Here is a 20,657-nt window from a genome sequence, read left to right on the forward strand (position 1 = left end):
ATGCCATGGCGTGTTGACGGGCGACCCGCCAGGTGACGACACTCGTCTACGTGCCCGAACCCGGACAAGCGGTGGGGGCAAGAGCCGGCCGATAGTACCCCGCCGGGACCTATTACCCTGCGTTCCACGAGGAACTCACATGTCGTCTGGGTGTCTGCGGGCCCCAGCTGACCTGCGTAGACTTTGCCGGACCCGGACCGATCCCCTTTCGGGAGAGGGAGTTCCCGCCGTGTCGCTTCTGTCCACGATCAGCTGTCCCCAGGACGTCAAGCGCCTCGACCACGAGGAGCTCGGCACCCTGGCGGCCGAGATCCGTGATTTCCTCATCCACGCCGTCGCGCGTACCGGGGGCCACCTCGGCCCCAACCTCGGGGCCGTCGAGCTGACGCTGGCGATCCACCGAGTGTTCGACTCACCGTTCGACCGGGTCCTTTGGGACACCGGGCACCAGTCCTACGTCCACAAGATGCTCACCGGTCGGGTGGACGACTTCGACGGTCTGCGCCAGAAGGGCGGCCTTTCGGGCTACCCCTGCCAGGCCGAGTCCGAGCACGACATCATCGAGAACTCGCACGCCTCGACGGCACTGTCGTACGCCGACGGTCTCTCCCGTGCCTACGCCCTGCGTGGCGAGGACCGGGCGGTCGTCGCCGTCGTCGGTGACGGCGCGCTGACGGGTGGCATGTGCTGGGAGGCGTTGAACAACATCGCCGCCGGCGACCGTCCCGTCGTCGTGGTCGTGAACGACAACGGCCGGTCCTACGCGCCGACGATCGGTGGTCTCGCAGACCATCTCGCCGCGCTGCGCCTGGCCCCCGAGTACGAGCAGGTCCTCGACGTCGTCAAGCAGGTCCTCGGTCGCACGCCGCTGGTCGGCGCGCCGCTGTTCGACGCGCTGCACGGCATCAAGAAGGGCATCAAGGACGTCGTCCAGCCGCAGGGGATGTTCGAGGACCTCGGGCTGAAGTACGTCGGCCCGGTCGACGGTCACGACACCGCCGCGGTCGAGTCGGCCCTGCGCCGCGCACGCGACTTCGGCGGCCCGGTGATCGTCCACTGCGTCACCCGCAAGGGCTTCGGCTACCCGCCGGCGGAGCAGGACCAGGCCGACAACTTCCACGGTGTCGGCGTCATCAACCCGATCACCGGCAAGCCGCTCTCCACCGCGAAGAGCACCAGCTGGACGAACGTCTTCTCCGACGAGATCGTCCAGATCGGTGCCGAGCGGCCGGACGTGGTCACCCTGACCGCGGCGATGCTGGCCCCGGTCGGCCTCAGCAAGTTCGCCAAGGCCTACCCCGACCGGGTCTTCGACGTCGGCATCGCCGAGCAGCACGCCGTCACCTCCGCCGCGGGCCTGGCGATGGGCGGCCTCAAGCCGGTCGTCTGCCTGTACGCGACGTTCCTCAACCGTGCCTTCGACCAGGTGCTGATGGACGTCGCCCTGCACCGTCAGCCGGTGACGTTCGTGCTCGACCGCGCCGGGGTCACCGGTGAGGACGGCGCGTCCCACAACGGCATGTGGGACATGTCCTTCCTGCAGGTCGTCCCCGACCTCGCGATCGCCGCCCCCCGCGACGCGCCGACCCTGCGCGCCGAACTGCGCGAGGCCGTCGCCACCACCGACAAGCCCACCGTGGTGCGTTTCGCCAAGGGCACGGTCGCCCCGGACATCCCCGCCATCGACACCATCGGCGGCGTGGACGTGCTTTTCCGGTCCCCGGCCGTCGCCCAGCGCCGCGAGGTGCTGCTCGTCTCGATCGGCGCGATGGCCACCACCGCGCTCGAGGTGGCCCGTCTGGTCGCCAGCCAGGGCATCGGGATCACAGTGGTCGACCCGCGTTGGGTCAAGCCACTGCCCATCGCCCTCGTCGGCCTCGCCCAGGACCACGACCTGGTCGTCACCATCGAGGACAACGGCCGGGTCGGCGGCGTCGGCTCGACGCTCGCGCAGCTCCTGCGCGACAACGACGTCGACGTGCCGCTGCGCGATTTCGGCATCGCCCAGCGCTTCCTCGAGCACGGCAAGCGCGACCAGATCCTCGCCGAGGTCGGTCTCGCCCCGCAGGACCTTGCCCGCAAGGTCGTCGAGGCGATCGCGAAGCGCCAGGCCATCCTGGACGACGACCCGACCGCGGTCGGTTCCTCGGTCACGTCGGCCGCGTCCTCGAAGCCGAAGTCCCCTGGTGTTCAGCGCAACGGCGACCACTCCGCCGCACAGCGAGTCGCCGACCAGCACTGACCTCTCACCACCTGACATCACCACCCGACGGCTACCCGACGACGCCCACCACCTGGCGGCGACGGGTAGCCGTCGGCGTCTGATCGGTGCGACGGCCGGGCGGGCAGGCGTGTCCGGCGGGCGACGCGAGCAAGTGGCTCGGCCGCGGGCCGCCGAGGGGCGGCGGGGATGTCGGGCAGAGCCCGGCCTAATCTGTTCTGGTGGGTCAGCATTCCGCGTCGGGCGCACGCGCACTCGCGAAGAACGCCCTGGATCCACGGTTGCCGTCTTCGAGCGCCGCCTCGGCCTCGGGCTCCTCGGTGGGTTCGGGTGTCATCCCGGCCCCGAACGGTTCGGTCACCCCGAGCGCGGCGTCGCGTTCGAGCGCGTCGTCCGATCCCGGCACGCCGCCGCCCGTGGGTTTCGAGGCGCCTGCGGGTTCTGAGGGGCCTGCGGGCACTGAGCCGGTCGCGGGTACTGAGCCGGTCGCGGGTTCTGAGCCGGTCGCGGGTTCTGAGGCGTCCGCCGGCTCGAAGGGCCGGGGGCCGCGCTGGTGGGTGACGCGAGGGGCGCTCGTCGTCGCGCTCGGGCTGTTGGCGTTGGCACTGGTCAGTCAGTGGAACGACGTCCGCGAGTCCTTTTCGCTGCTCACGGTGAGTGGCGTGGTCTCGTCCGGGGTGTTGACGGTGTTGGCGGTCGGGACGACGGTGCTGTCCTGGCGGGCGCTGTTGGCGGGGCTGGGGGCGAAACTGCCGCTGCGGGCGGCGGTGCGGATCTTCTTTGTCGGGCAGATCGGGAAGTACATCCCGGGCAGTGTGTGGCCGGTGCTCGCGCAGATGGAGCTTTCGCGCGACTACGGGGTGTCCCGGCCGAAGGCCGCGTCGGCGAGTCTCGTGGTGCTGGCGCTCGCGGTTCCCAGCGGTGGGCTCGCGGCCGCGGTCACGTTGCCGTTCGTGTCCGCCGACGCGTTGGCGCAGTACTGGTGGGCGCTGGTGGCGGTGCCGGTGTTCGCGGTGCTGCTGTGCCCGCCGGTGCTGTCCAGACTGTTGGAGCGGGCGTTTCGGCTGCTGCGGCGGCCGGGTCTTGATGTGCCGTTGACGTTGCGTCCGATCGCGGCGGGGGCCGGGTGGCTGCTGCTCAGCTTCGTCTGGTACGGACTGGCGACGTGGCTGCTCGTGCGCGACCTCGACCCCGAGATCGGCGGGGCGCGGCTGGTGACGCTCTCACTCGGCGCGTACGCGCTGGCCTGGACGGCCGGCTTCCTGGTGCTGGTGCTGCCGGCCGGGGCCGGGGTGCGCGAGGCCGTCCTGGTTCTCGCGCTCGCGCCCGCGGTCGCGAGTGGCCCGGCGACACTGGTGGCGCTGGTCGCGCGGCTGCTGGCCACCATCGCCGATCTGGTGTGGGCCGCGGTCGGGGTAGCGCTGCGTCCGCGTCATCCGGATGTGATCGAGACGAGTGAGCAGCCGAACCCGACCGAACCCGGCTGACAGCTGGACTGTGGGGCGGCTGGACGGCTGGACTCTGGGACGGCTGGACGGTCGGCCGTCAGCGGCGGCGGAACGCCCGGGCGGCGCTGCGTCGGAAATGCGATCGGGGCCGCCTGATTCGGGTGAGTCCGGGCAGGATAATGCCACCATCGACGGTTGACGTCCGGACAGGCGTTCGCTGGGGTGGGTCGCGGCGCGAGGGGGTCAGATGAACGGACCGGGCAACGAGAACCCGTCCGGTGAACACGAGCCTGAGCAGGGTGGCAGCGGGCTACCCGCAGCGGGATGGAACCACCCCTCGTCCGCCGAGGAGACGATGCGGGCTGTCCCCACGGATCGGGATCTGCCCCCGTTGGCCCAGCGTCCCGTCCCCCCGGCCTCCGCCTTTCGGCCCCGGCAGGCCGCTGCGGTCCCACCGGACACATCAGGATCAGCGCCCGCTTCGGCGGCTCCGGGCGGCAATGAGAGGTGGGCACCACCGATCGGTGGACCTGGCCCGGCCGGGCCATCCGCGCCGATGTCGTATCCGGCGCCGGGTCAGCCTGGGATGTCTGGTCATCCCGGCCCGTCTGGTTATCCCGGCACTGGTGGACGTCCCGGCCCCGTGGAACAGCGACCCCACCCGGGAGCGCCTGGTCAGCCGGGAGCGCCTGGTCAGGGTGGATGGTCCGGGTTCGGCGGGTCGCCAGTGCCTGGGCGACCCGCCGGTCCGTTGGGCCCCGCCGGCCCAGGTGGTGCGCCGGGTCCGGCTGGGGGACCTGTCGGTCCTGGCTGGCCAGCGCGGCCGGCTGGTCAGCCGGCTCTGGTTTCGATGGGCCCGATGGGCCCGATGGGCCCGATGGGCCCGATGGGCCCGATGGGCCCGGGGGGGCCGATGGGGCCGCCGGCATCGGGTTCCTGGGGTAGCCCGATCAGGCCAGGCGGGGTGCCACTGTCTCGGTCGGCGAGGCGTCGGCCGACGCGGTGGATCGTGCCGCTCGCGATCGTCGTCGCGCTCGCGGTCGGCGCGGGTGCCGCGGGTGTCCTGGTCCTCAGTGGGAGCGACAAGGGTCCGGCGAGTGCTGTCCGGTCCTATCTCGCGGATGTGCGGGCCGCCCGGTACGACGCGGCGTACAGCCGGCTCTGTGCGACGGTTCGCGGCACGCGGTCCCAGCGCGAGTACAGCACGATCATGCGGGCGTTCGACGGTGTCCGTGGCACGGTCGCCTCCTACGCGGTGCGCACCGTGCAGACCGTCCACCCCAGCGCCGCGGAGACGGTGCGCGAGGTCCAGGTGGACGTGCAGCGCAGCGGTGGCAGCGCCAGCCGGGAGTCGTACGACGTGGGCAAGGAACCCGGCGGCTACTGCCTGCTGACCGCCGGGTCGCCGTTCTCCCTCGGCTCGGGTGACAGTCCGCCGGACGCGGGTGGTTCCGGTGGTTCCGGCGGACCGAGCACGGGGACGGACCCCTTCGGCGGCGGTGGTAGCGGCGGTAGCGGCGGCGGTTCCGGCGGGCAGAGCGACGGCGACGCATCGGTCCACGCCGCCTGAGTCCCGCCCGTCCCGGACGGGACTCAGGCGGGGCGCGCAGCCGCGTGGTAAGCCATCAGGCCGAGGGCCGGGCGAGGACGCGAATCCCCGACCAACCCTCGGCCTGATGCCTGATGCCTGATGCCGGGCAGCGGCGGTCGGGCTAACCGGCGGCGGAGACACCCACGGTTTCGGTCGCCGGCCGGTCGGCGCGGACAGGGGTCGGCTGGTCGTCCACGAACGACGTGGGCTGGGCACCCCGGCGAGGCAGGGCGATCGCGCTGAGCAGGGCCATCGCGACGGCGATCGCGCCGAGCAGCACGGCGGGACGGGTGCCGTCGATGAAGCTGGCGGGCGAGTCGTATCCGCCGCGGGCGGCGAACACCGAGGACAGGACGGCGATGCCGAGCACCCCGCCGAGTTCGCGCAGGGCGTTGTTCGCCCCGGACGCCAACCCCTGGAACCGCTCGGGCACCACACCGAGCGCGACGGTGGCGACGGGCACGAAGAACAGGGCCATCCCGATGCCGGAGATGACGAACGGTCCGACGAGCGCGCCGTAGCTCATGTGATCGGACAGGACCAGGCCCATCCAGGCCAGGCCGATCGCGTTCAGGGCGAGCCCGGCCAGCAGCAGCGGTCGGCCACCGATGCGGTCGGAGACCGGGCCGGCGATCGGCGCGATCAGCAGCGGCATCGCCGTCCAGGGCAGGGTGCGGATACCGGCTTCCAGCGGCGAGTAGCCATAGACGTTCTGCAACGCCTGCGCCAGCAGGAAGATCGAACCGAACATGCCCATCGAGAACAGCAGGGCGGTGGCGTTCACCGCGGCGAACCCACGGATGCGGAACAGCGCCATCGGCAGCATCGGCGCCCCACCGGTCCGGGCGACCCGCAGCTCCCAGGCGACGAACGCGGCCACCCCGATCGCACCGGCGATGATGGAGGTCAGCACCGGCGTGCTCGTCCAGCCGTGTCCTTCGCCGCGGACCAGCCCGAAGACGATCCCGAACAGACCCGCGCTGATCAGCGCGACCCCGGTGAGGTCAAGACGCGATGTGCTGACGCGCGACTCGGCCAGCGCGCGCAGGCCGATCGGCAGGGCGATCAGGCCCACGGGCACGTTCACCCAGAAGATCCACTGCCAGCTGACACCCTCGGTGATGGCGCCGCCGATCAGCGGTCCGACCGCGACGGCGAGCCCGGTCATCGCGCCCCAGATCCCGAGCGCCGCTCCACGTCGTTCCGGCGGGACGGCCGACGCGAGCAGCGTGAGCGTCAGCGGCAGCACGAACGCGGCCCCGACGCCCTGCACCGCCCGGGCGGCGATCAGTGCCTCGATGGACGGCGCGAGCGCCGCGGCGGCGCTACCCGCGGTGAAGACGGCGAGGCCGCCGAGGAACACCCGGCGTCGGCCGAGTCGATCGCCGAGTGCCGCCCCGGTGAGCAGCAGCACCGCGAACGGCAGGGTGTAGGCGTTGACGGTCCATTCCAGGCCTTCGAGGCCCGCGCCGAGATCGGTGCGGATCTGCGGGAGCGCCGTGGTGACCACGAGGTTGTCCAGGGACACCATGAACGCGGCCAGGGAGGTCACGACGAGCGTCCAGGCGGTGCTGGGGCGTCGGGTCACGACCGTTCTCCTTCCAGTGTGGGGGCACTACACGAACTGTTGTGAGTACTCACTAGCCTCGGAAGGTAGTAAGCGACCACTACCTTCAAATGACGGACGTCGGGGCCTCGATGTGACAGGAAGGATCAGCGGGGAACGGCTGGGAGTTCGTCCACCGTGGAGGTCGGTCCAGGGTTGCTGGCGGGCTCGGTGTCGCCGTCGGGCTCGGTGTCGCCGTCGGGCTCGGTGTCGCCGTCGGGCTCGGGAAGGGGGTTGAGGAAGGTCGGGGAGCAGATGATCTGGGCCCACCGGTCGTCGACGGCGGAGAGATCCATCGCGACGCTCACGTTGATCAGCATCCCGTGGGCGAAGAAGACGCGCAGCTCGTCCACCGGCAGCCCGGTGATCCGCTCCACCGTCTCCCACAGTCGCCGGAACCCGCCGCGCGTCGCGAGCCGCACGTCCGGGTCGTAGCAGCCGGCGTAGGCGTGCAGCTGGGTGAGCAGGTAGGACCGGTCGGCGAGCAGCCCGGAGTAGGACTCCTTCATCGCGTCGAGGGCGGCCTTGCCGGTCCGCTCGCCCGCGGCCTGCTCGAACAGCGCGGCGGTGCGGGCGAAGCTGCTCTCGACAACCGCGATGAACAGGGCCTTCTTCGTCGGGAACAGGCGGAACAGGTAGGGCTGCGAGATGCCGGCCCGGGCCGCGATCGCCTCCGTGGACGTGCCGGTCAGCCCGCCGTTGGCGAACTCCTCGACCGCGGCCGCGAGCACGCTCTCCCGCCGCCGCTGCGCGCTCATCCGCGCTCCGGTGCCGTCCGTCCGTGTTGCCATGAGCCGTAAGGTAGTGGCCACTCACTACCTATGTCAACCCCGCCGTCGTCGACGGTTCCCGCGCCGACGGCACGGCGATCCAGGTGTACCGCGCGACCGGCGGAGGAGGCTGGTGGGAGAGGGCTCCCATTTAACGGCGAACAGAGTCGTCGTAGAACCGTATGATGCTGGCTATGGTCGGCGAAAGGTCCTCGCATGTCACGCCGCTGTCAGTGGCACGATCGCTGCGCCTGCTCGGCGAGCAGGTGTCGACCTGGCGGAAGCTGAACCGGCTGACCGCCGCGCAGGTCGCCGAGCGGGCCGGGATCTCACGGGACACCCTGCGCGCCATCGAGCAGGGCACGGGCACCGCGAGCACCGAGAACCTGTTCAGGGTGCTCCGCACCCTCGGGATCATGGAAGCCGTGGTCAGGGCCAGCGACCCGTACGAGACCGACGTCGGTCGACTACGCATGGACGAGATCCTTCCCAAGCGGGTACGACGCTGATGGCCGGGCGGGATCCTGCCGAGGTCACCGTCGAGCTCGACGGGCAGGAGAGCCGTCCGGCTGCGCCACCGTGAGCCGGCACCGACCTGCGTGAGCTTTACCGGCGGATCGTGTTCTCCATTCTGGCCGGGAACACCGACCGACCATGTGCGTCATCACGCGTTCCTGCGCGAGCGAGCTGGCTGGGTGCTCTCTCCCGCCTAAAAGCCAGGCCGACCGGATGGTGGTGGCCTACGACAGCGACCAGCGACGGATCGCGCGAGCGCTCGGCCCGGCCTGAGGCTCCGCTCTTCTCCGCTGACCCAGATCGACCTGTCTACTAAGAAGAACGAAAGTAACTGGACATGGATGGCACATTGTGATTTAATTCTTGCATGCGGGAGACGGACGGCCGGAAACTAGACCATGCCACGCTTGAATCTATCAGGATTCGCGTGGCTCGCCAGATCGTCGATGACGGGGCGAACGCTGACGAGCTGGCCGATTCGTTGGGCTTCAGTCGGGCGGCGGTGTTCTCCTGGGCGCAGCAGTACCGCGCTGGCGGTATTGAGGCATTGCACGCCAAGCCGATTCCCGGCAGGCCGAAAAAGCTGACGGAGGAACAGGCTGATCGGATCTACGCAATCCTCTACACGAAGACTCCCGATCAGATGCACTTCGACTTCCAGCTGTGGACACGTTGGATGGTCCGCGACCTCATCCAGCGGCTTCTCGGTATCAGCATCACCGAGCAGGCGGTCGGCAGGATGCTGCGGCGCTGGGGCATGTCCCCGCAACGTCCCGTCACGCAGGCGATCCAGCGCGACGAGGAGAAGGTGATGCGCTGGAAGACCGAGCAGTTCCCCAGGATCCGAGCCGAGGCGCGGAAGGTCGGAGCCACTGTCTACTTCGGAGACGAGGCCTCGGTGCGCACCGATCACCACAGCGGCACCACCTGGGCGCCCGTGGGGGAAACTCCCGTCGTCAGCCGCACAGGCGACCGGAAATCCGTTCTCATGCTCTCCGCGGTCAGCGCCCAAGGAAAGCTGCATTTCATGCTCCAGCAAGGCGGGTCGGTCGACTCCAAGGTCTTCATCGAGTTCTGCTCGAGACTGCTCCACGACGACGGCGGAAATGTTTTTCTCATCGTCGACGGCGCCAAATACCACGATTCGAAGGCCGTCCGCGAGTTCGTCGCCAGCACACAAGGGCGACTTCGCATCTTCCGCCTCCCGCCCTACGCCCCCGACACCAACCCAGACGAATGGGTCTGGAACAACGTGAAGACCGCCAAGGTCGGCCGAAAAATGATCACATCGGTCTCGGACCTGTATTCCAATGTTCTCGCCGCGCTCCGCAGGCTCCAGGAAAACCCGGGCCTCGTCATGGGATTCTTCGGTGATCCCCACCTCGCCTACATCAACTGGTAGCGAGTCCAGCTACTTTCGTTCTCCCTAGTATGTCGCAGATCACAAAGAGTTTTTGTCGGTGGCGAGCTCCGGTCTCCGGATGACCCGGACATCGCAGGCGCAACTCCACCGGGCGATCTTGCGGTAAAAGTCGAGGTCTGGGATATTTCTGCTCTACGGCTGAACGTCCCAGGGGTCGCGAGAGGGGGAATCCGGTGAAAGCGCACCCAGAAAGGATGACGCGAGGTGGATGACACCGCCTCCGCGGCGGATCTTCGGTGGTTCCTGGGGTTCATGGTGGTGCGAATGGCCTCGGAACTCCTGGCAGCCGTGGTCATCAGTCGTCGCCGGGGAGCGCGGCCCGCCAGGGTGTTCGCCGTCTGCTCCGAGTCCGTACTCGTTATCGCGTTCGGCCTCTGGACGCTGATCGCCTGGGGTGTGTGGTTTGTCCTCGCCTATCTGGTCGCCGAAGTGGTGTTGTCCGCTGTCGCGGTAGTGCGCTGGTTCCGGGACCGACAACGAGCCGGGATGGCTTTTCACCACGATGCGCGCGAGGACTGAGAACGGTGGGCAGCGCTTCGGTAGCCGGTTTCCTCTCCTGACCTGACCTTTCCGGCCGTCCTCAGTGGCGTGCCTGAGCCGGTCGGCTGATCAGAAGGTGGAGGCCTCGGCGTGGATGTGGTGGCGGCGCAGACCGGCGGCGCGCAGGGAGCGGACGGTGCTGGCGACCATGCCGGGGGGTCCGCAGACGTAGGCGTCGTGGTCGGCGAGGCGGGGGACCAGGGTGGTCAGCCGCTGGCAGGACAGGGGATCGTCCTGCTCGCCGGTGGGAGCCGGGCCGGTCAGGTAGTGGACGGTGGCATCGAGGTCGTCGGCGAGGTCGTCCAGTTCGCCGCGGAAGACGATCTGGTCGGCGCGTTCGGTGCGGTAGAGCAGGGTGATGTCGAGGTCGTCGTCGAGGGTGTCGTCGAGGTCCTCGAACAGGGCGCGCAGGGGAGCGATGCCCATCCCACCGGCGACGAGCAGGACCGGCCGGCGCGGGCGGGCCGCGGTGGTGAGCGCGCCGTAGGGGCCGGAGACCAGCAGCCACCGGCCGGGGGCGAGGCCGGCCATCGCGACGCTGTAGTCACCGACGGCCTTGACGGTGAACCGCAGCTCGTCCGACCGGGGGGCGGCGGACAGGGAGAACGGGTGGGAATGCCACCACATCGGCCAGTCCAGGGGTCGCAACCGGAAGTACTGGCCGGGCCGCGCGCCCACCGCGTCCAGCATCCGTCCGGACACGATGATCGAGACGACGCCGTGCGTCTCCGGTTCGACGGCGGCGACGGTGAACTGGTGGCGCAACGTGAGCCGGACGGGGGCGAGCAGTCGGTACCAGGCGAAGACGCCCAGCGCCGCCAGGTGCAGCGCCGTCCACAGCACCCGGGCGGGGCTGGTGAGCAGGTCAGGGCCGTAGAGCTGATGCGCGAAGCTGATCACGATGGCGGGGTGGACGACCAGGTGCAGCAGATGCCACCAGCCGTACGGCATCGCCCGGCGCACCGCGGGTACCGAGGTGACGACCGCGATCAGCAGCAGTACCAGGCCGAGCACCGCCAGCCACAGGTACGGCAGGTCGACGACCAGCCCGATCAGCGCCGAGGCGAACGGGGTCCCGACACTCGCCGCGTTCGAGGCGATCGCCAGCACCGCGTGCGCGACGATCAACGCCAGGAACGACAGCCCGCAGCCCACATGGATCAGCCGCGCCGGCCGCATCGCCACCGTCTGCTCGAACCAGGGCAGGCGCGCGGCCAGCACCACCTGGACGACCCCCAGGTAGCCCGCGACCAGCCCACACAGGCGTGCCGCGGCACCTGGTCCGCCGCCCGGGCCGGCCGGTGGTCGGTGCAGCACCCGGTAGGCCCACCAGCCGGCGACGATCAGCGCGCCACCGGTGACGAGCCCGACCACGACCGTCGACGGACGTAACGCCCGAACGGTCGACATGGCCCCAAACTAACCCGCGACCTGCGCCGCCACGACCCCGGGGCAGGGGCCCGCTCTGGTCAGACGGGGAGGGTGGCGACGCCGGGCGGGGTGAAGCGTTCGCCGGTGACGGCCTCGCTGACACCGGTGCGATCCAGGTACGGCGTGATGCCACCAAGATGGAACGGCCAACCGGCGCCGAGGATCATGCACAGGTCGATGTCGGGTGCCTCGGCGACAACCTTCTCCGCGAGCATCAGGTGGATCTCCTCGGCGAGCGCCCGCAGCGCCGCTTCACGCACCTCGGCCGCACTCGGCGCCACCGTCGACCCGCCACTGCCACCGCCACCGCCACCGTTGCTGCCGCTGCCGTTGGCGGCACTGGTGGACGTCCCACCCGCCGCGACGGCGGCGCGCAGGGCGGCGGCGGCCTCGGGATCGATGGTCTGAGTGCCATCCGGGCCAGCGGTGTAGATGCCGCCCTTGCCGGCCTCGACGAGCCGCGCGAGGCTCGACGGTTCGCGGAAACGGTCGGGGAAGGCGGTGTGCAGCGTCTCGGCCACGTGCAGGGCGACCGGCGGTCCGACCAGGGCCAGCAGCGTCAGCGGGGACATCGGCAGGCCGAGCGGGTCCAGGGCGTGGTCGACCTCGTCGAGCGGGGTGCCCTGCTCGGCGGCGGCGAGCACCTCGCCGAGGAAGCGGGTGAGCAGCCGGTTCACCACGAACGCCGGCCGATCGGCGACCAGCACCGCGTTCTTCTTCAGGGCCTTGGCCACCGCCAGCGTGGTGGCGACGGTCGCGTCGTCGGTGCGCTCGGCCCGGACGACCTCGACCAGCGGCAGCACCGCCACCGGGTTGAAGAAGTGCAGCCCGGCGACCCGCTCGGGATGCGCCAGGTGCGTCGCCATCTCGCTCACCGACAGCGCCGAGGTGTTCGTGAGCAGCACCGTCTGCGGTGAGACGACCGCCTCGAGCTCGGCGAAGACCTTCTGCTTGATGGACAGGTCCTCGAAGACGGCCTCGATGACGAGGTCGGCGTCGGCGAAGGCGTCCTTGGTCAGGGAACCGGTGACGTTCGCCTTGTACCGGCCGGCCTGGTCGGCGGTGATCCGGCGGCGTAGCAGCAGGTTGTCGATCTCCCGGTGGACGGCGGCGACCCCGGCGTCCAGCCGGGTGGCGTCCAGGTCGGTGAGCACGACCGGAACCTCGAGGCGATGCGCGAAGACCAGCGCGAGCTGGGACGCCATCAACCCGGCCCCGACCACCCCGACCTTCGTCACCGGCCGGGCGAGTGCCGGGTCGGGCCCGCCGACCGGGCGCCGGGCCCGCTTCTGCACCAGGTCGAACGCGTACAGCCCGGCGACCAGCTCCCCGGAGACGGACAGATCCGCGAGGGCCTGCGTCTCCGCCTCGAAACCGTCGGCCCGGGTGGCCGTCTCGGCGAGCGCGATCAGGTCGAGCGCCCGGTAGGGGGCGGGGGCCGCGCCGTGCAGCCGTCCGTCGGCGAGTTCGTGGCCGGCGGAGATGGCGGCAGCCCACGCGGCGCCGCGTTCCACCGGGGTGCGCGCGGCCACCGGGTCGATCTCGCCGCGCAGCACCTGTCCGACCCAGGTCAGCGCCTCCTCGAGGAAGTCGGCCGGTTCCAGCAGCACATCGCCAAGGCCGAGCTCGAACGCCTGCGGTCCCTTCAGCATCCGGTTCTGGCTGAGCGGGTTGTCCAGGATGATTTTGATCGCTCGCTGCGGCCCGACCAGGTTCGGTAGCAGCTGGCTGCCACCCCACGCCGGTACCAGACCGAGGAACACCTCCGGCAGCGCGAGCATCGGGATACCCGAGGACAGCGCCCGGTAGTCGCAGTGCAGCGCGAGCTCCAGGCCACCACCCAACACCGCCCCGTTGACCAGGGCGAACGTCGGCACTCGACGTTCGCCGAGGCGGCCAGAGCCCAACCGGACGAACGCCTCATGACCGAGGCGCCCGAGCGCCTCGAGGGCGGGTCGCACCGCGGCCGGATCGGTGATCGACGAACGGAACGCCAGATCGGCGCCGACGGCGAAGATGAACGGTTTGCCGGTCACCGCGATCGCGGCCACCGGCGGCTGGTGCGCCTCGATCTCGTCCACCGCGGTGAGGATGCCGCGCAGGCCGGCCGGGCCGAACGTGCTCGGCCGGGTGTGGTCCAGGCCGTTGTCCAGGGTGACGAGCGCGATCGGCCCCGCCACCCCGGGCAGTGTCACATAACGGACGTGGGTCGCGGTGACCACCTCGTCCGGGAACTCCAGCGTGACCTCGTCGTCGCTCATGACGCCTCTCCTGAAGGCTCGCGGGGTGCGGACTCGCGGATGCGGACTCGCGCGGTACGGACTCGCGGGTACGGACTCGCCGGCATGCGCGGTACCGGCGGCAGGCTCAGCCCGCGTCGCCGCCGGAGGTGACGGCCGGGTGGTGGGGGTTCTCCCAGATCGTGGTCGCGCCCATCCCCAGCCCGACGCACATCGCGGTCAGGCCGTAACGCACCTCGGGATGCTCGACGAAGTGGCGCGCCAGCTGCGTCATCAGCCGCACCCCACTGGACGCCAGCGGATGCCCCAGCGCGATCGCACCGCCGTACGGATTGACCCGCGGATCCTCGTCGGCGATGCCGAAATGGTCCAGGAAGGCGAGCACCTGCACGGCGAACGCCTCGTTGAGCTCGAACAACCCGATGTCGTCGATCGACAGGCCGGTGCGGGCCAGCGCCCGCTCGGTGGACGGGATCGGCCCGATCCCCATCACGTCGGGGCCGACGCCGGTGAACCCGTAGCCGACCAGGCGCATCTTCGCCGGCAGGCCGAGCTCCGCGGCGACCTCGGCGGCGGCGAGCACACAGCCGGTCGCCCCGTCGTTGATGCCCGCGGCGTTACCGGCGGTCACTCGGCCATGCGGACGAAACGGGGTCCGCAGCCCCGCCAGACCCTCAAGGGTGGTGGACGGGCGTGGCGGCTCGTCGGCGGTGACCAGATCCCAGCCGGTGTCGGTGTGGCGTGCCGCCATCGGCACCAGATCCGGCTGGATCTGGCCGTTCGCGTAGGCCTTCGCCACCTTCTCCTGGGACGCGAGGGCGTACGCGTCGGCCCGCGCCCGGGTGATCGCCGGGAACCGGTCGTGCAGGTTCTCCGCCGTCGACCCCATGATCAGTGCGGACGGGTCGACGAGCCGCTCGGCGATGAACCGCGGGTTGATGTCGGCGCCCTCACCCATCGGATGGCGACCCATGTGCTCGACCCCGCCGGCGATCGCCACGTCGTAGGCGCCCACGGCGATGGACGACGCGGTCGTGGTCACCGCGGTGACGGCCCCGGCACACATCCGGTCGACGGCGTAGCCGGGCACCGACTCGGGCAGGCCGGCGAGGATCGCGGCCGTACGCCCGATGGTCAGGCCCTGGTCACCGATCTGCGTGGTGGCGGCGATCGCCACCTCGTCGACCCGCGCCGCCGGCAGCGACGGATTACGCCGCAGCAGCTCCCGGATCACCCGGACGATCAGATCGTCCGCCCGGGTCTCGGCATACACACCCTTGGCCTTGCCGAACGGCGTGCGAACACCGTCGACGAAGACCACATCACGCACCTGGCCGCGGGCTGAACCGAACACGCTGGCCTCCCTGCCGGCAGCGCCCAGCCGCCGACTGCTCGCCGAGGAAGCCGACCGGCCACGATCGGCACCGGCGTGGACGCTGTGCCGGCACGGGCCATCCTACGCCCGAGGTTACCCATGGGTAGGAAGTTGCCCGCTATGCCCCGGGCGAGGTTCCCGCCGCCCCCGACGACCCACCGGGCGGCCCGGTCTCGTGCGCGGGCGGAGCCCCATGTGCCGCCGTTCCGCGCCCGCCACGCCCACCGCGCCCGCCACCGCGGGTGCGCGTACGTTCGGAGCCCCCGCCCGCACCCCGGCTGGACGAACGGACACCCGTGCGATCCACCGGCCGACCCGCGGCCTCGGCCGCGGCCTCGGCGCCTCCGGTGTCGGTGCCGGCCGCCACGGTCGCCCCACCCCGACCGCCAGCCCCAGCCTCAGCGCCGGCCACCGCACCAACAGCACCAGCGCCGCCAGCCGCGCCACGGGCGGGCCTGGCCTCGGGGGGTGGGTCGACCAGGGCTGCCAGCAGGACCTCGGCGGTGAGTTCACACTGCCAGGGACGGGCCCCACCGGCGACCAGCGCGCCACGCACCGTGGGGCCGGCCAACGGGCGCGGTGGCGACCAGGCCAGCCGCCGGGACAGCGCGGGTTCGAGCAGGTTCTCCACCGGCATGGTGTGCGCGGCCGCGACCGCCGCCAGCGCGGCCCGCACCCGGGCCAGCCGGGCCGCGGCCACCGGATCCCGTTCGGCCCAGCGGTTGGCCGGGGGAAGCCCGTCGCCACTGGGACCAGCCGGCGCCGGCAGCGCGTCGTCGGGCAGGGCGGCGGCACCGCGCAGCGCGTCCATCCAGGTGCTGGCGGTGCGCCGGATGCGGGGGCCGGAGAAGATCGGCAGCCGGATCAGGGCCGTGGCGTCGGTGGGGGCGTTGAGGACCGCGTCCATGATGGCGCTGTCGGGCAGGACCCGGCCGGGGGCGACGTCACGGGTGCGGGCGAGCCTGTCCCGCGCGGTCCACATGGCGCGCACGGCGGCGAGCTGACGGCGGGTACGGGCGCGGTGGATGCCGCTGGTGCGCCGCCAGGGTTCGGCCCGCGGTTCGCGTGGGGGCGCGGCCGCGATCGCGGCGAACTCCTGGTGGGCGAACTCGATCTTGCCCTGTTCGTGCAGCTCGGCCTCGAGCGCGTCGCGCAGTTCGACGAGCAGTTCCACGTCGAGAGCCGCGTACCGCAGCCATGGCTCGGGCAGCGGGCGGGTCGACCAGTCGGCGGCCGAATGCCCCTTCTCCAACCCGAAGCCGAGCACCCGCTCGACCATCATGCCCAGGCCCACCCGCTCGTAGCCGAGCAGTCGGCCGGCGAGCTCGGTGTCGAACAGCACCGTCGGACGCAACCCCAGCTCGGCCAGGCAGGGCAGGTCCTGGCTGGCGGCGTGCAGCACCCACTCGGCGTCGCCCACCGCCGCCTGGATGATCGACAGCTCACCCAGGGCGATCGGGTCGAGCAGCAGTGAACCCGTGCCGCGGCGGCGGATCTGGATCAGGTACGCCCGCTGGCTGTAGCGGTAGCCGGACGCGCGTTCGGCGTCGAAGGCGACCGGACCGGTGCCGGCGGCGAGCCGGTCGGCCGCCGCGGCGAGCTCCGCGGCCTCGGTGAGCACGGGAGGGACACCGTCGGCGGGCACGAGCAGCGGGATGGTCTCGCGGGCGCTGCTGTTGGGCTCACCCTCCACGTTTGCGCTTACACCCCCGCTGACCTGCTCTGTTGGATCTGGAACCGTCGCCGTCACGATCGGCGATCGTACGTCTGAATGCTCGCGGAGGCAGCTGCGCTGTTCAGCGAATCGCGCTGATTATACGCATGGTGGCGAGTCTGCCTGTTACAATGGCCAGATCGATTCACCCCGCGCGACGGGCCCGTTCGGGCCGGTGGCCGGGTTCACGGTGGCCGGTTCGTCGAACGTCTGGGCTTACGTCTCAGGCCCTTCGCTGCGGCAGCGGCACCACACCGGACAACGCCGGCGGCAGTCCGGCCATCGCGGCGAGCAGATCACCGAACGCCAGCACCTGGGCGATGGCGTCGGCCGGGTTCCACGGCGGCGCCGGTCCGTCGGTGCCGGGGCGGGTTCCTTCGGGGGGCAGCGTGCCCTCCAACGCCCAGCCGGGCGACCAGGAGCAGCGCAGCTCCACATCGAAGGTGTCACCCTCGGCTCGCAGCACCCCCATCCGCCGCGACGAGGTCGTCGTCACCGTGCCGCCCAGCACCCGCGCCTGGGCCCCGTGGGCGGCCAGCGCCTCACCCAGCCACGACCAGGTCACCTCGGCCAGCAGCGGGTCGGCGGCGATCTCCGCGTCGATCCCGGCCCGGGCATAGCAGACGATCCGCGAGGTGCCCTGCCAGGCGGGCTGCCCGTCCGGATCCATGAGGACGACCAGCCGGCCGGTCGCGACATCGGCGCTGTCGCCGGTCAGGCCGCCGGCCAACGCGAAGGCGAAGGGAGCGAGCCGGGTCGGCGCGCTCACCTCATGCACGGTGATCTCCGGGCGCAGCCGCCCGATACCGGTGCGCATGGCGTCGACGACCGCGTGAAAGAGCTGTGGGCTCGGCGTGTACGACTGCGCGGCCCCCATGACGGCAACGGTAGGACGTCGACCTTGATCGCGCTGTGCGGACGTCGGAGCGTGTGGGTTCGACCCCGTTGTGTGTGGCCGGTTGCCGCGGCGTAGCGGGGTGGCCGTGCGGTCACAGGTCGGGTGCGCAACGGGGCTGTGCAGGCTCGCGCCGGAATCCGCCGGACTGTGCAGACTCACGCCGGAATCCGCGGGGCGGACCGCTCCCGCCCACGCGCCGCCGTCTCCCGGGCCCCTGTCTCCCGGGTCGCCGTCTCCCGGGTCGCCGTCTCCCGCACGGACGGCTCACGGACGAGGAGCCCGTCGCGCCCGGCGTCGCCGCGCCTGTGGCCGCGGGTACTCGGCGTCGGTCCGATCAGCACGGCCGATCCGCATCCGGTGCAGGCCCACTCCGGACAGTCCGCGCCGTGCCCGTCCAGGCAGGGCGGCCGCTCGAACGACCGCTCGTCGCCGCAGACCACACAGTCGAGCACGATCTGATCGTCGAGGTCCACCCGGATCCGTTCCACCTGCGTCTCACTCCCCGCTCGCCGGCCCGTCGCGGTCATCGGAAATCCACCGGCGCAGGAACCAGGAACACGGATCAACGTGCACCTCTGTCCACTTTCCGACCGGACAGACGGTGCCACGGCAGACGTAAATGTCCGCGCATTCCTCGCGGCGTGTCGCGTGAGCCCGTCTCGGTCGGGTGTGGGCGTGACGTCCCTGCTCGGGCGACTCGCGACGTTCGTACCCCGACGTCGTCCGTCGGCGGCGGGCCCGGTCGTCTCCGACCAGGCTGACTCTCGGTAGTGGCCTTGCGGGGGGCTGCCCCCATCGTCTGGACGGGTGACCGGCGGATGGGTCGCCGTGGTCGCCTTCGAGGCCGAGGCGCCATCGCTGGTCCGGCCGGGTACAGCCGGGTCGTCGTGGTCAGGTCCGGGGTCGATGGGCCGACCGTGACGACCCGGGTGGGCGATTCTGTGCACCGGACCGTTCGGCCACGGTCACTTCGGAGCGTGATCGAAGGTCCGGTCCACGTGGAGCGGGTCGAGGCTGGGGGAGGGGGTCAGGGCCGGCCGGCGGCGGATGCGGGGCGAGGGGAGGAGCCGGCGGTGAACGCGGGACCGCCGGGGGTACCCGGTGCGCCGGGGTGCAGCCAGCGCCGTTCGACGAAGAACGGTGCCACCGGCAGCACCGACGCCACGAGGGCGAGGACGGTGCGTCGGCGGGGCCAGCGCCCGGCGAAGGCGAGATAGCCGACGAGGGCGCAGTAGGTCAGGAAGAGAACGCCGTGGATCGGCCCGAGCACGCGGACGCCGCCGGGGTGGTCCGCCGCGTACTTGATCACGGTGGCGACGAGCAGGAGCAGGAAGGACGTCGCCTCGGCGAGGGAGACCGCTCGGGCGGCGGTCAGGATCGAGGAGCCGCTGGGGGGTGCCTGACCGGTCATCGGTGACCTCTCCGTCGTGGTGCGTGGAATCGCGTCGTGGGCTGGGTCGTGGGCTGGGTGGTGATGCGTGGCGGTCGGCCTGGGCGGAGAGCCGATTGCGTCACATTCGGTCATTCGAGGTTCGCGCGGCCCGCGCAGCTCCCGGCCGTGGGTCGGGCGGAGGGAAACGGCGCAGAGCAGCGCGTTCTTCTACTGAGAGTAGAAGATAGTCGACGTCCAGAGGGCGGCCGGGACGCCATCGTGAGCATGCCGACGCCACGGCTCACCCGCGCGGGCCAGCCCGCCTGAGCCCGGTCGCACCCGCACTGTCGCGGCGGGCATGCAACGATCGAGGCATGTCTGTCGTCCACATCGACGCCGGCGCCGCTGTCGGTGCGCGGCGGCCGGATCTCGCAGCCACGGCTGCGTTCCTGCGCGCCTGCCGCGGTGAGCGGCCCGCGACCACACCCGTGTGGTTCATGCGCCAGGCCGGCCGGGTGCTGCCCGAGTACCGCAGGCTACGGGCCGGTATCCCGATGCTTGACTCCTGCCGCGACCCGGAGCTGATCACCGAGATCACCATGCAGCCGGTGCGGCGGTTCCGCCCGGACGCCGCGATCTTCTTCTCCGACATCGTCGTGCCACTGGTCGCCCTCGGGCTCGACATCGACATCGTGGCCGGTGTCGGGCCGGTCGTCGCCGAGCCGGTGCGGGACGCGGCCGGTGTGGCGCGGCTGCGCGAGCTGGTGGCCGACGACGTCCCCTACATCGCCGACGGCGTCCGCTCGCTGCTGCGCGAGCTGGGCGACACACCGCTGATCGGTTTCGCCGGAGCACCGTTCACCCTGGCCAGCTACCTGGTCGAGGGCGGGCCGAGCCGCAACCATCTGCGCACCAAGGAACTGATGTACAGCGAGCCGAAGCTCTGGCACGATCTGCTCGACCGGCTGGCCGGGATCACCACGGCGTTCCTGCGGGTCCAGGTCGACGCCGGGGTGGACGCGATCCAGCTGTTCGACTCCTGGGCGGGCGCGCTCAGCGAGGCGGACTACCGTCGTTACGTGGCCCCACACAGTGCGAAGGTGCTCGGCGCGTTCGCCGGGCAGGTGCCCCGTATCCACTTCGGGGTCAACACCGGTGAACTGCTCGCTGCGATGGGCGAGGTCGGTGCGGACGTGGTCGGCGTCGACTGGCGGGTCCCGCTGGACGCGGCGGCCCGCCGGGTCGGCCCGCACCGCGCGGTGCAGGGCAACCTGGACCCGGCGGCCGTCTTCGCCCCGCACGACGTGCTGGACGCGAAGATCCGGGACGTGCTGGCGCGTGGCACGGCGGCACCGGGGCACGTGTTCAACCTCGGGCACGGTGTGCTGCCCGAGACGGACCCGGGTGTGCTCGCGCACATCGTGGACGTCGTCCACGCGGGTTGATCCAGGTGCTCCCGCGAGCCCGGGTAACCGGGGCGCGCGGGGCGAAAGTGCGAAGCGGTTCGTGAGT

Annotated in this window: 17 protein-coding genes; 7 read left to right on the forward strand and 10 right to left on the reverse strand. The window is 71.3% G+C overall.

The annotated features are described in order from the left end of the window. The first annotated feature begins 229 nt into the window (after positions 1-229). Positions 230-2,242 (forward strand): 1-deoxy-D-xylulose-5-phosphate synthase, encoded by a 2,013-nt coding sequence (gene dxs, locus MXD61_RS20970; RefSeq protein WP_248815170.1) that lies wholly within the window; start codon positions 230-232, stop codon positions 2,240-2,242. Between the two features lie 205 nt (positions 2,243-2,447). Here the strand turns inward: dxs and MXD61_RS20975 are convergent, their stop codons facing one another. Beyond that, complete coding sequence (locus MXD61_RS20975) at positions 2,448-2,627, reverse strand: hypothetical protein (RefSeq protein WP_248815171.1); 180 nt, start codon at positions 2,625-2,627, stop codon at positions 2,448-2,450. 151 nt (positions 2,628-2,778) lie between these two features. On the opposite strand from MXD61_RS20975, the gene MXD61_RS20980 reads away from it, so the two are divergent. Continuing rightward, the gene (locus tag MXD61_RS20980; protein WP_248815172.1) at positions 2,779-3,708 is read left to right on the forward strand and encodes a lysylphosphatidylglycerol synthase transmembrane domain-containing protein; all 930 of its coding nucleotides are present in this window, start codon (positions 2,779-2,781) and stop codon (positions 3,706-3,708) included. A 970-nt stretch (positions 3,709-4,678) separates the two neighbouring features. Further along, complete coding sequence (locus MXD61_RS20985) at positions 4,679-5,239, forward strand: hypothetical protein (protein ID WP_248815173.1); 561 nt, start codon at positions 4,679-4,681, stop codon at positions 5,237-5,239. Between the two features lie 142 nt (positions 5,240-5,381). On the opposite strand, the gene MXD61_RS20990 is transcribed toward MXD61_RS20985, so the two are convergent. Continuing rightward, positions 5,382-6,791 carry a DHA2 family efflux MFS transporter permease subunit gene (locus MXD61_RS20990; RefSeq protein ID WP_248815237.1) on the reverse strand — a complete coding sequence of 470 codons (1,410 nt, stop codon included), beginning with the start codon at positions 6,789-6,791 and terminating at the stop codon, positions 5,382-5,384. 182 nt (positions 6,792-6,973) lie between these two features. Then, positions 6,974-7,657 (reverse strand): TetR/AcrR family transcriptional regulator, encoded by a 684-nt coding sequence (locus MXD61_RS20995; protein WP_248815174.1) that lies wholly within the window; start codon positions 7,655-7,657, stop codon positions 6,974-6,976. Between the two features lie 173 nt (positions 7,658-7,830). On the opposite strand from MXD61_RS20995, the gene MXD61_RS21000 reads away from it, so the two are divergent. The 3 genes from MXD61_RS21000 (at position 7,831) to MXD61_RS21010 (ending at position 10,094) form a co-directional block, all read left to right on the forward strand. Further along, positions 7,831-8,145: a helix-turn-helix domain-containing protein gene (locus tag MXD61_RS21000; protein WP_248815175.1), complete on the forward strand. Its 315-nt coding sequence runs from the start codon at positions 7,831-7,833 to the stop codon at positions 8,143-8,145. A 374-nt stretch (positions 8,146-8,519) separates the two neighbouring features. Beyond that, positions 8,520-9,554: an IS630 family transposase gene (locus tag MXD61_RS21005; protein ID WP_251080342.1), complete on the forward strand. Its 1,035-nt coding sequence runs from the start codon at positions 8,520-8,522 to the stop codon at positions 9,552-9,554. Between the two features lie 225 nt (positions 9,555-9,779). Further along, positions 9,780-10,094 carry a hypothetical protein gene (locus MXD61_RS21010; protein WP_248815177.1) on the forward strand — a complete coding sequence of 105 codons (315 nt, stop codon included), beginning with the start codon at positions 9,780-9,782 and terminating at the stop codon, positions 10,092-10,094. 90 nt (positions 10,095-10,184) lie between these two features. Here the strand turns inward: MXD61_RS21010 and MXD61_RS21015 are convergent, their stop codons facing one another. The 7 genes from MXD61_RS21015 to MXD61_RS21045 all read right to left on the reverse strand — a co-directional run bounded on the left by MXD61_RS21015 (position 10,185) and on the right by MXD61_RS21045 (position 19,184). After that, positions 10,185-11,525, reverse strand: a complete 1,341-nt coding sequence (locus MXD61_RS21015) for a ferric reductase-like transmembrane domain-containing protein (RefSeq protein ID WP_248815178.1) — start codon at positions 11,523-11,525, stop codon at positions 10,185-10,187. A gap of 59 nt (positions 11,526-11,584) precedes the next feature. Next, positions 11,585-13,807 carry a 3-hydroxyacyl-CoA dehydrogenase NAD-binding domain-containing protein gene (locus tag MXD61_RS21020; protein WP_248815179.1) on the reverse strand — a complete coding sequence of 741 codons (2,223 nt, stop codon included), beginning with the start codon at positions 13,805-13,807 and terminating at the stop codon, positions 11,585-11,587. A 106-nt stretch (positions 13,808-13,913) separates the two neighbouring features. After that, positions 13,914-15,140, reverse strand: a complete 1,227-nt coding sequence (locus MXD61_RS21025; RefSeq protein ID WP_248815180.1) for a thiolase family protein — start codon at positions 15,138-15,140, stop codon at positions 13,914-13,916. Between the two features lie 139 nt (positions 15,141-15,279). After that, complete coding sequence (locus tag MXD61_RS21030) at positions 15,280-16,854, reverse strand: ribonuclease D (protein WP_248815181.1); 1,575 nt, start codon at positions 16,852-16,854, stop codon at positions 15,280-15,282. Between the two features lie 244 nt (positions 16,855-17,098). Then, positions 17,099-17,752: a DUF3000 domain-containing protein gene (locus MXD61_RS21035; protein ID WP_248815182.1), complete on the reverse strand. Its 654-nt coding sequence runs from the start codon at positions 17,750-17,752 to the stop codon at positions 17,099-17,101. Positions 17,753-17,928: 176 nt separating this feature from the next. Then, positions 17,929-18,300: a hypothetical protein gene (locus MXD61_RS21040; RefSeq protein ID WP_248815183.1), complete on the reverse strand. Its 372-nt coding sequence runs from the start codon at positions 18,298-18,300 to the stop codon at positions 17,929-17,931. Between the two features lie 500 nt (positions 18,301-18,800). Beyond that, a complete protein-coding gene (locus MXD61_RS21045; RefSeq protein WP_248815184.1) occupies positions 18,801-19,184 on the reverse strand; it encodes a DUF3817 domain-containing protein in 384 nt (127 codons plus the stop codon). Between the two features lie 335 nt (positions 19,185-19,519). On the opposite strand from MXD61_RS21045, the gene hemE reads away from it, so the two are divergent. Further along, a complete protein-coding gene (gene hemE / locus MXD61_RS21050; RefSeq protein WP_248815185.1) occupies positions 19,520-20,590 on the forward strand; it encodes a uroporphyrinogen decarboxylase in 1,071 nt (356 codons plus the stop codon). Positions 20,591-20,657 lie beyond the last annotated feature (67 nt).

This window comes from Frankia sp. AgPm24 (assembly GCF_023243055.1).
GTDB classification, from domain to species: domain Bacteria; phylum Actinomycetota; class Actinomycetes; order Frankiales; family Frankiaceae; genus Frankia; species Frankia umida.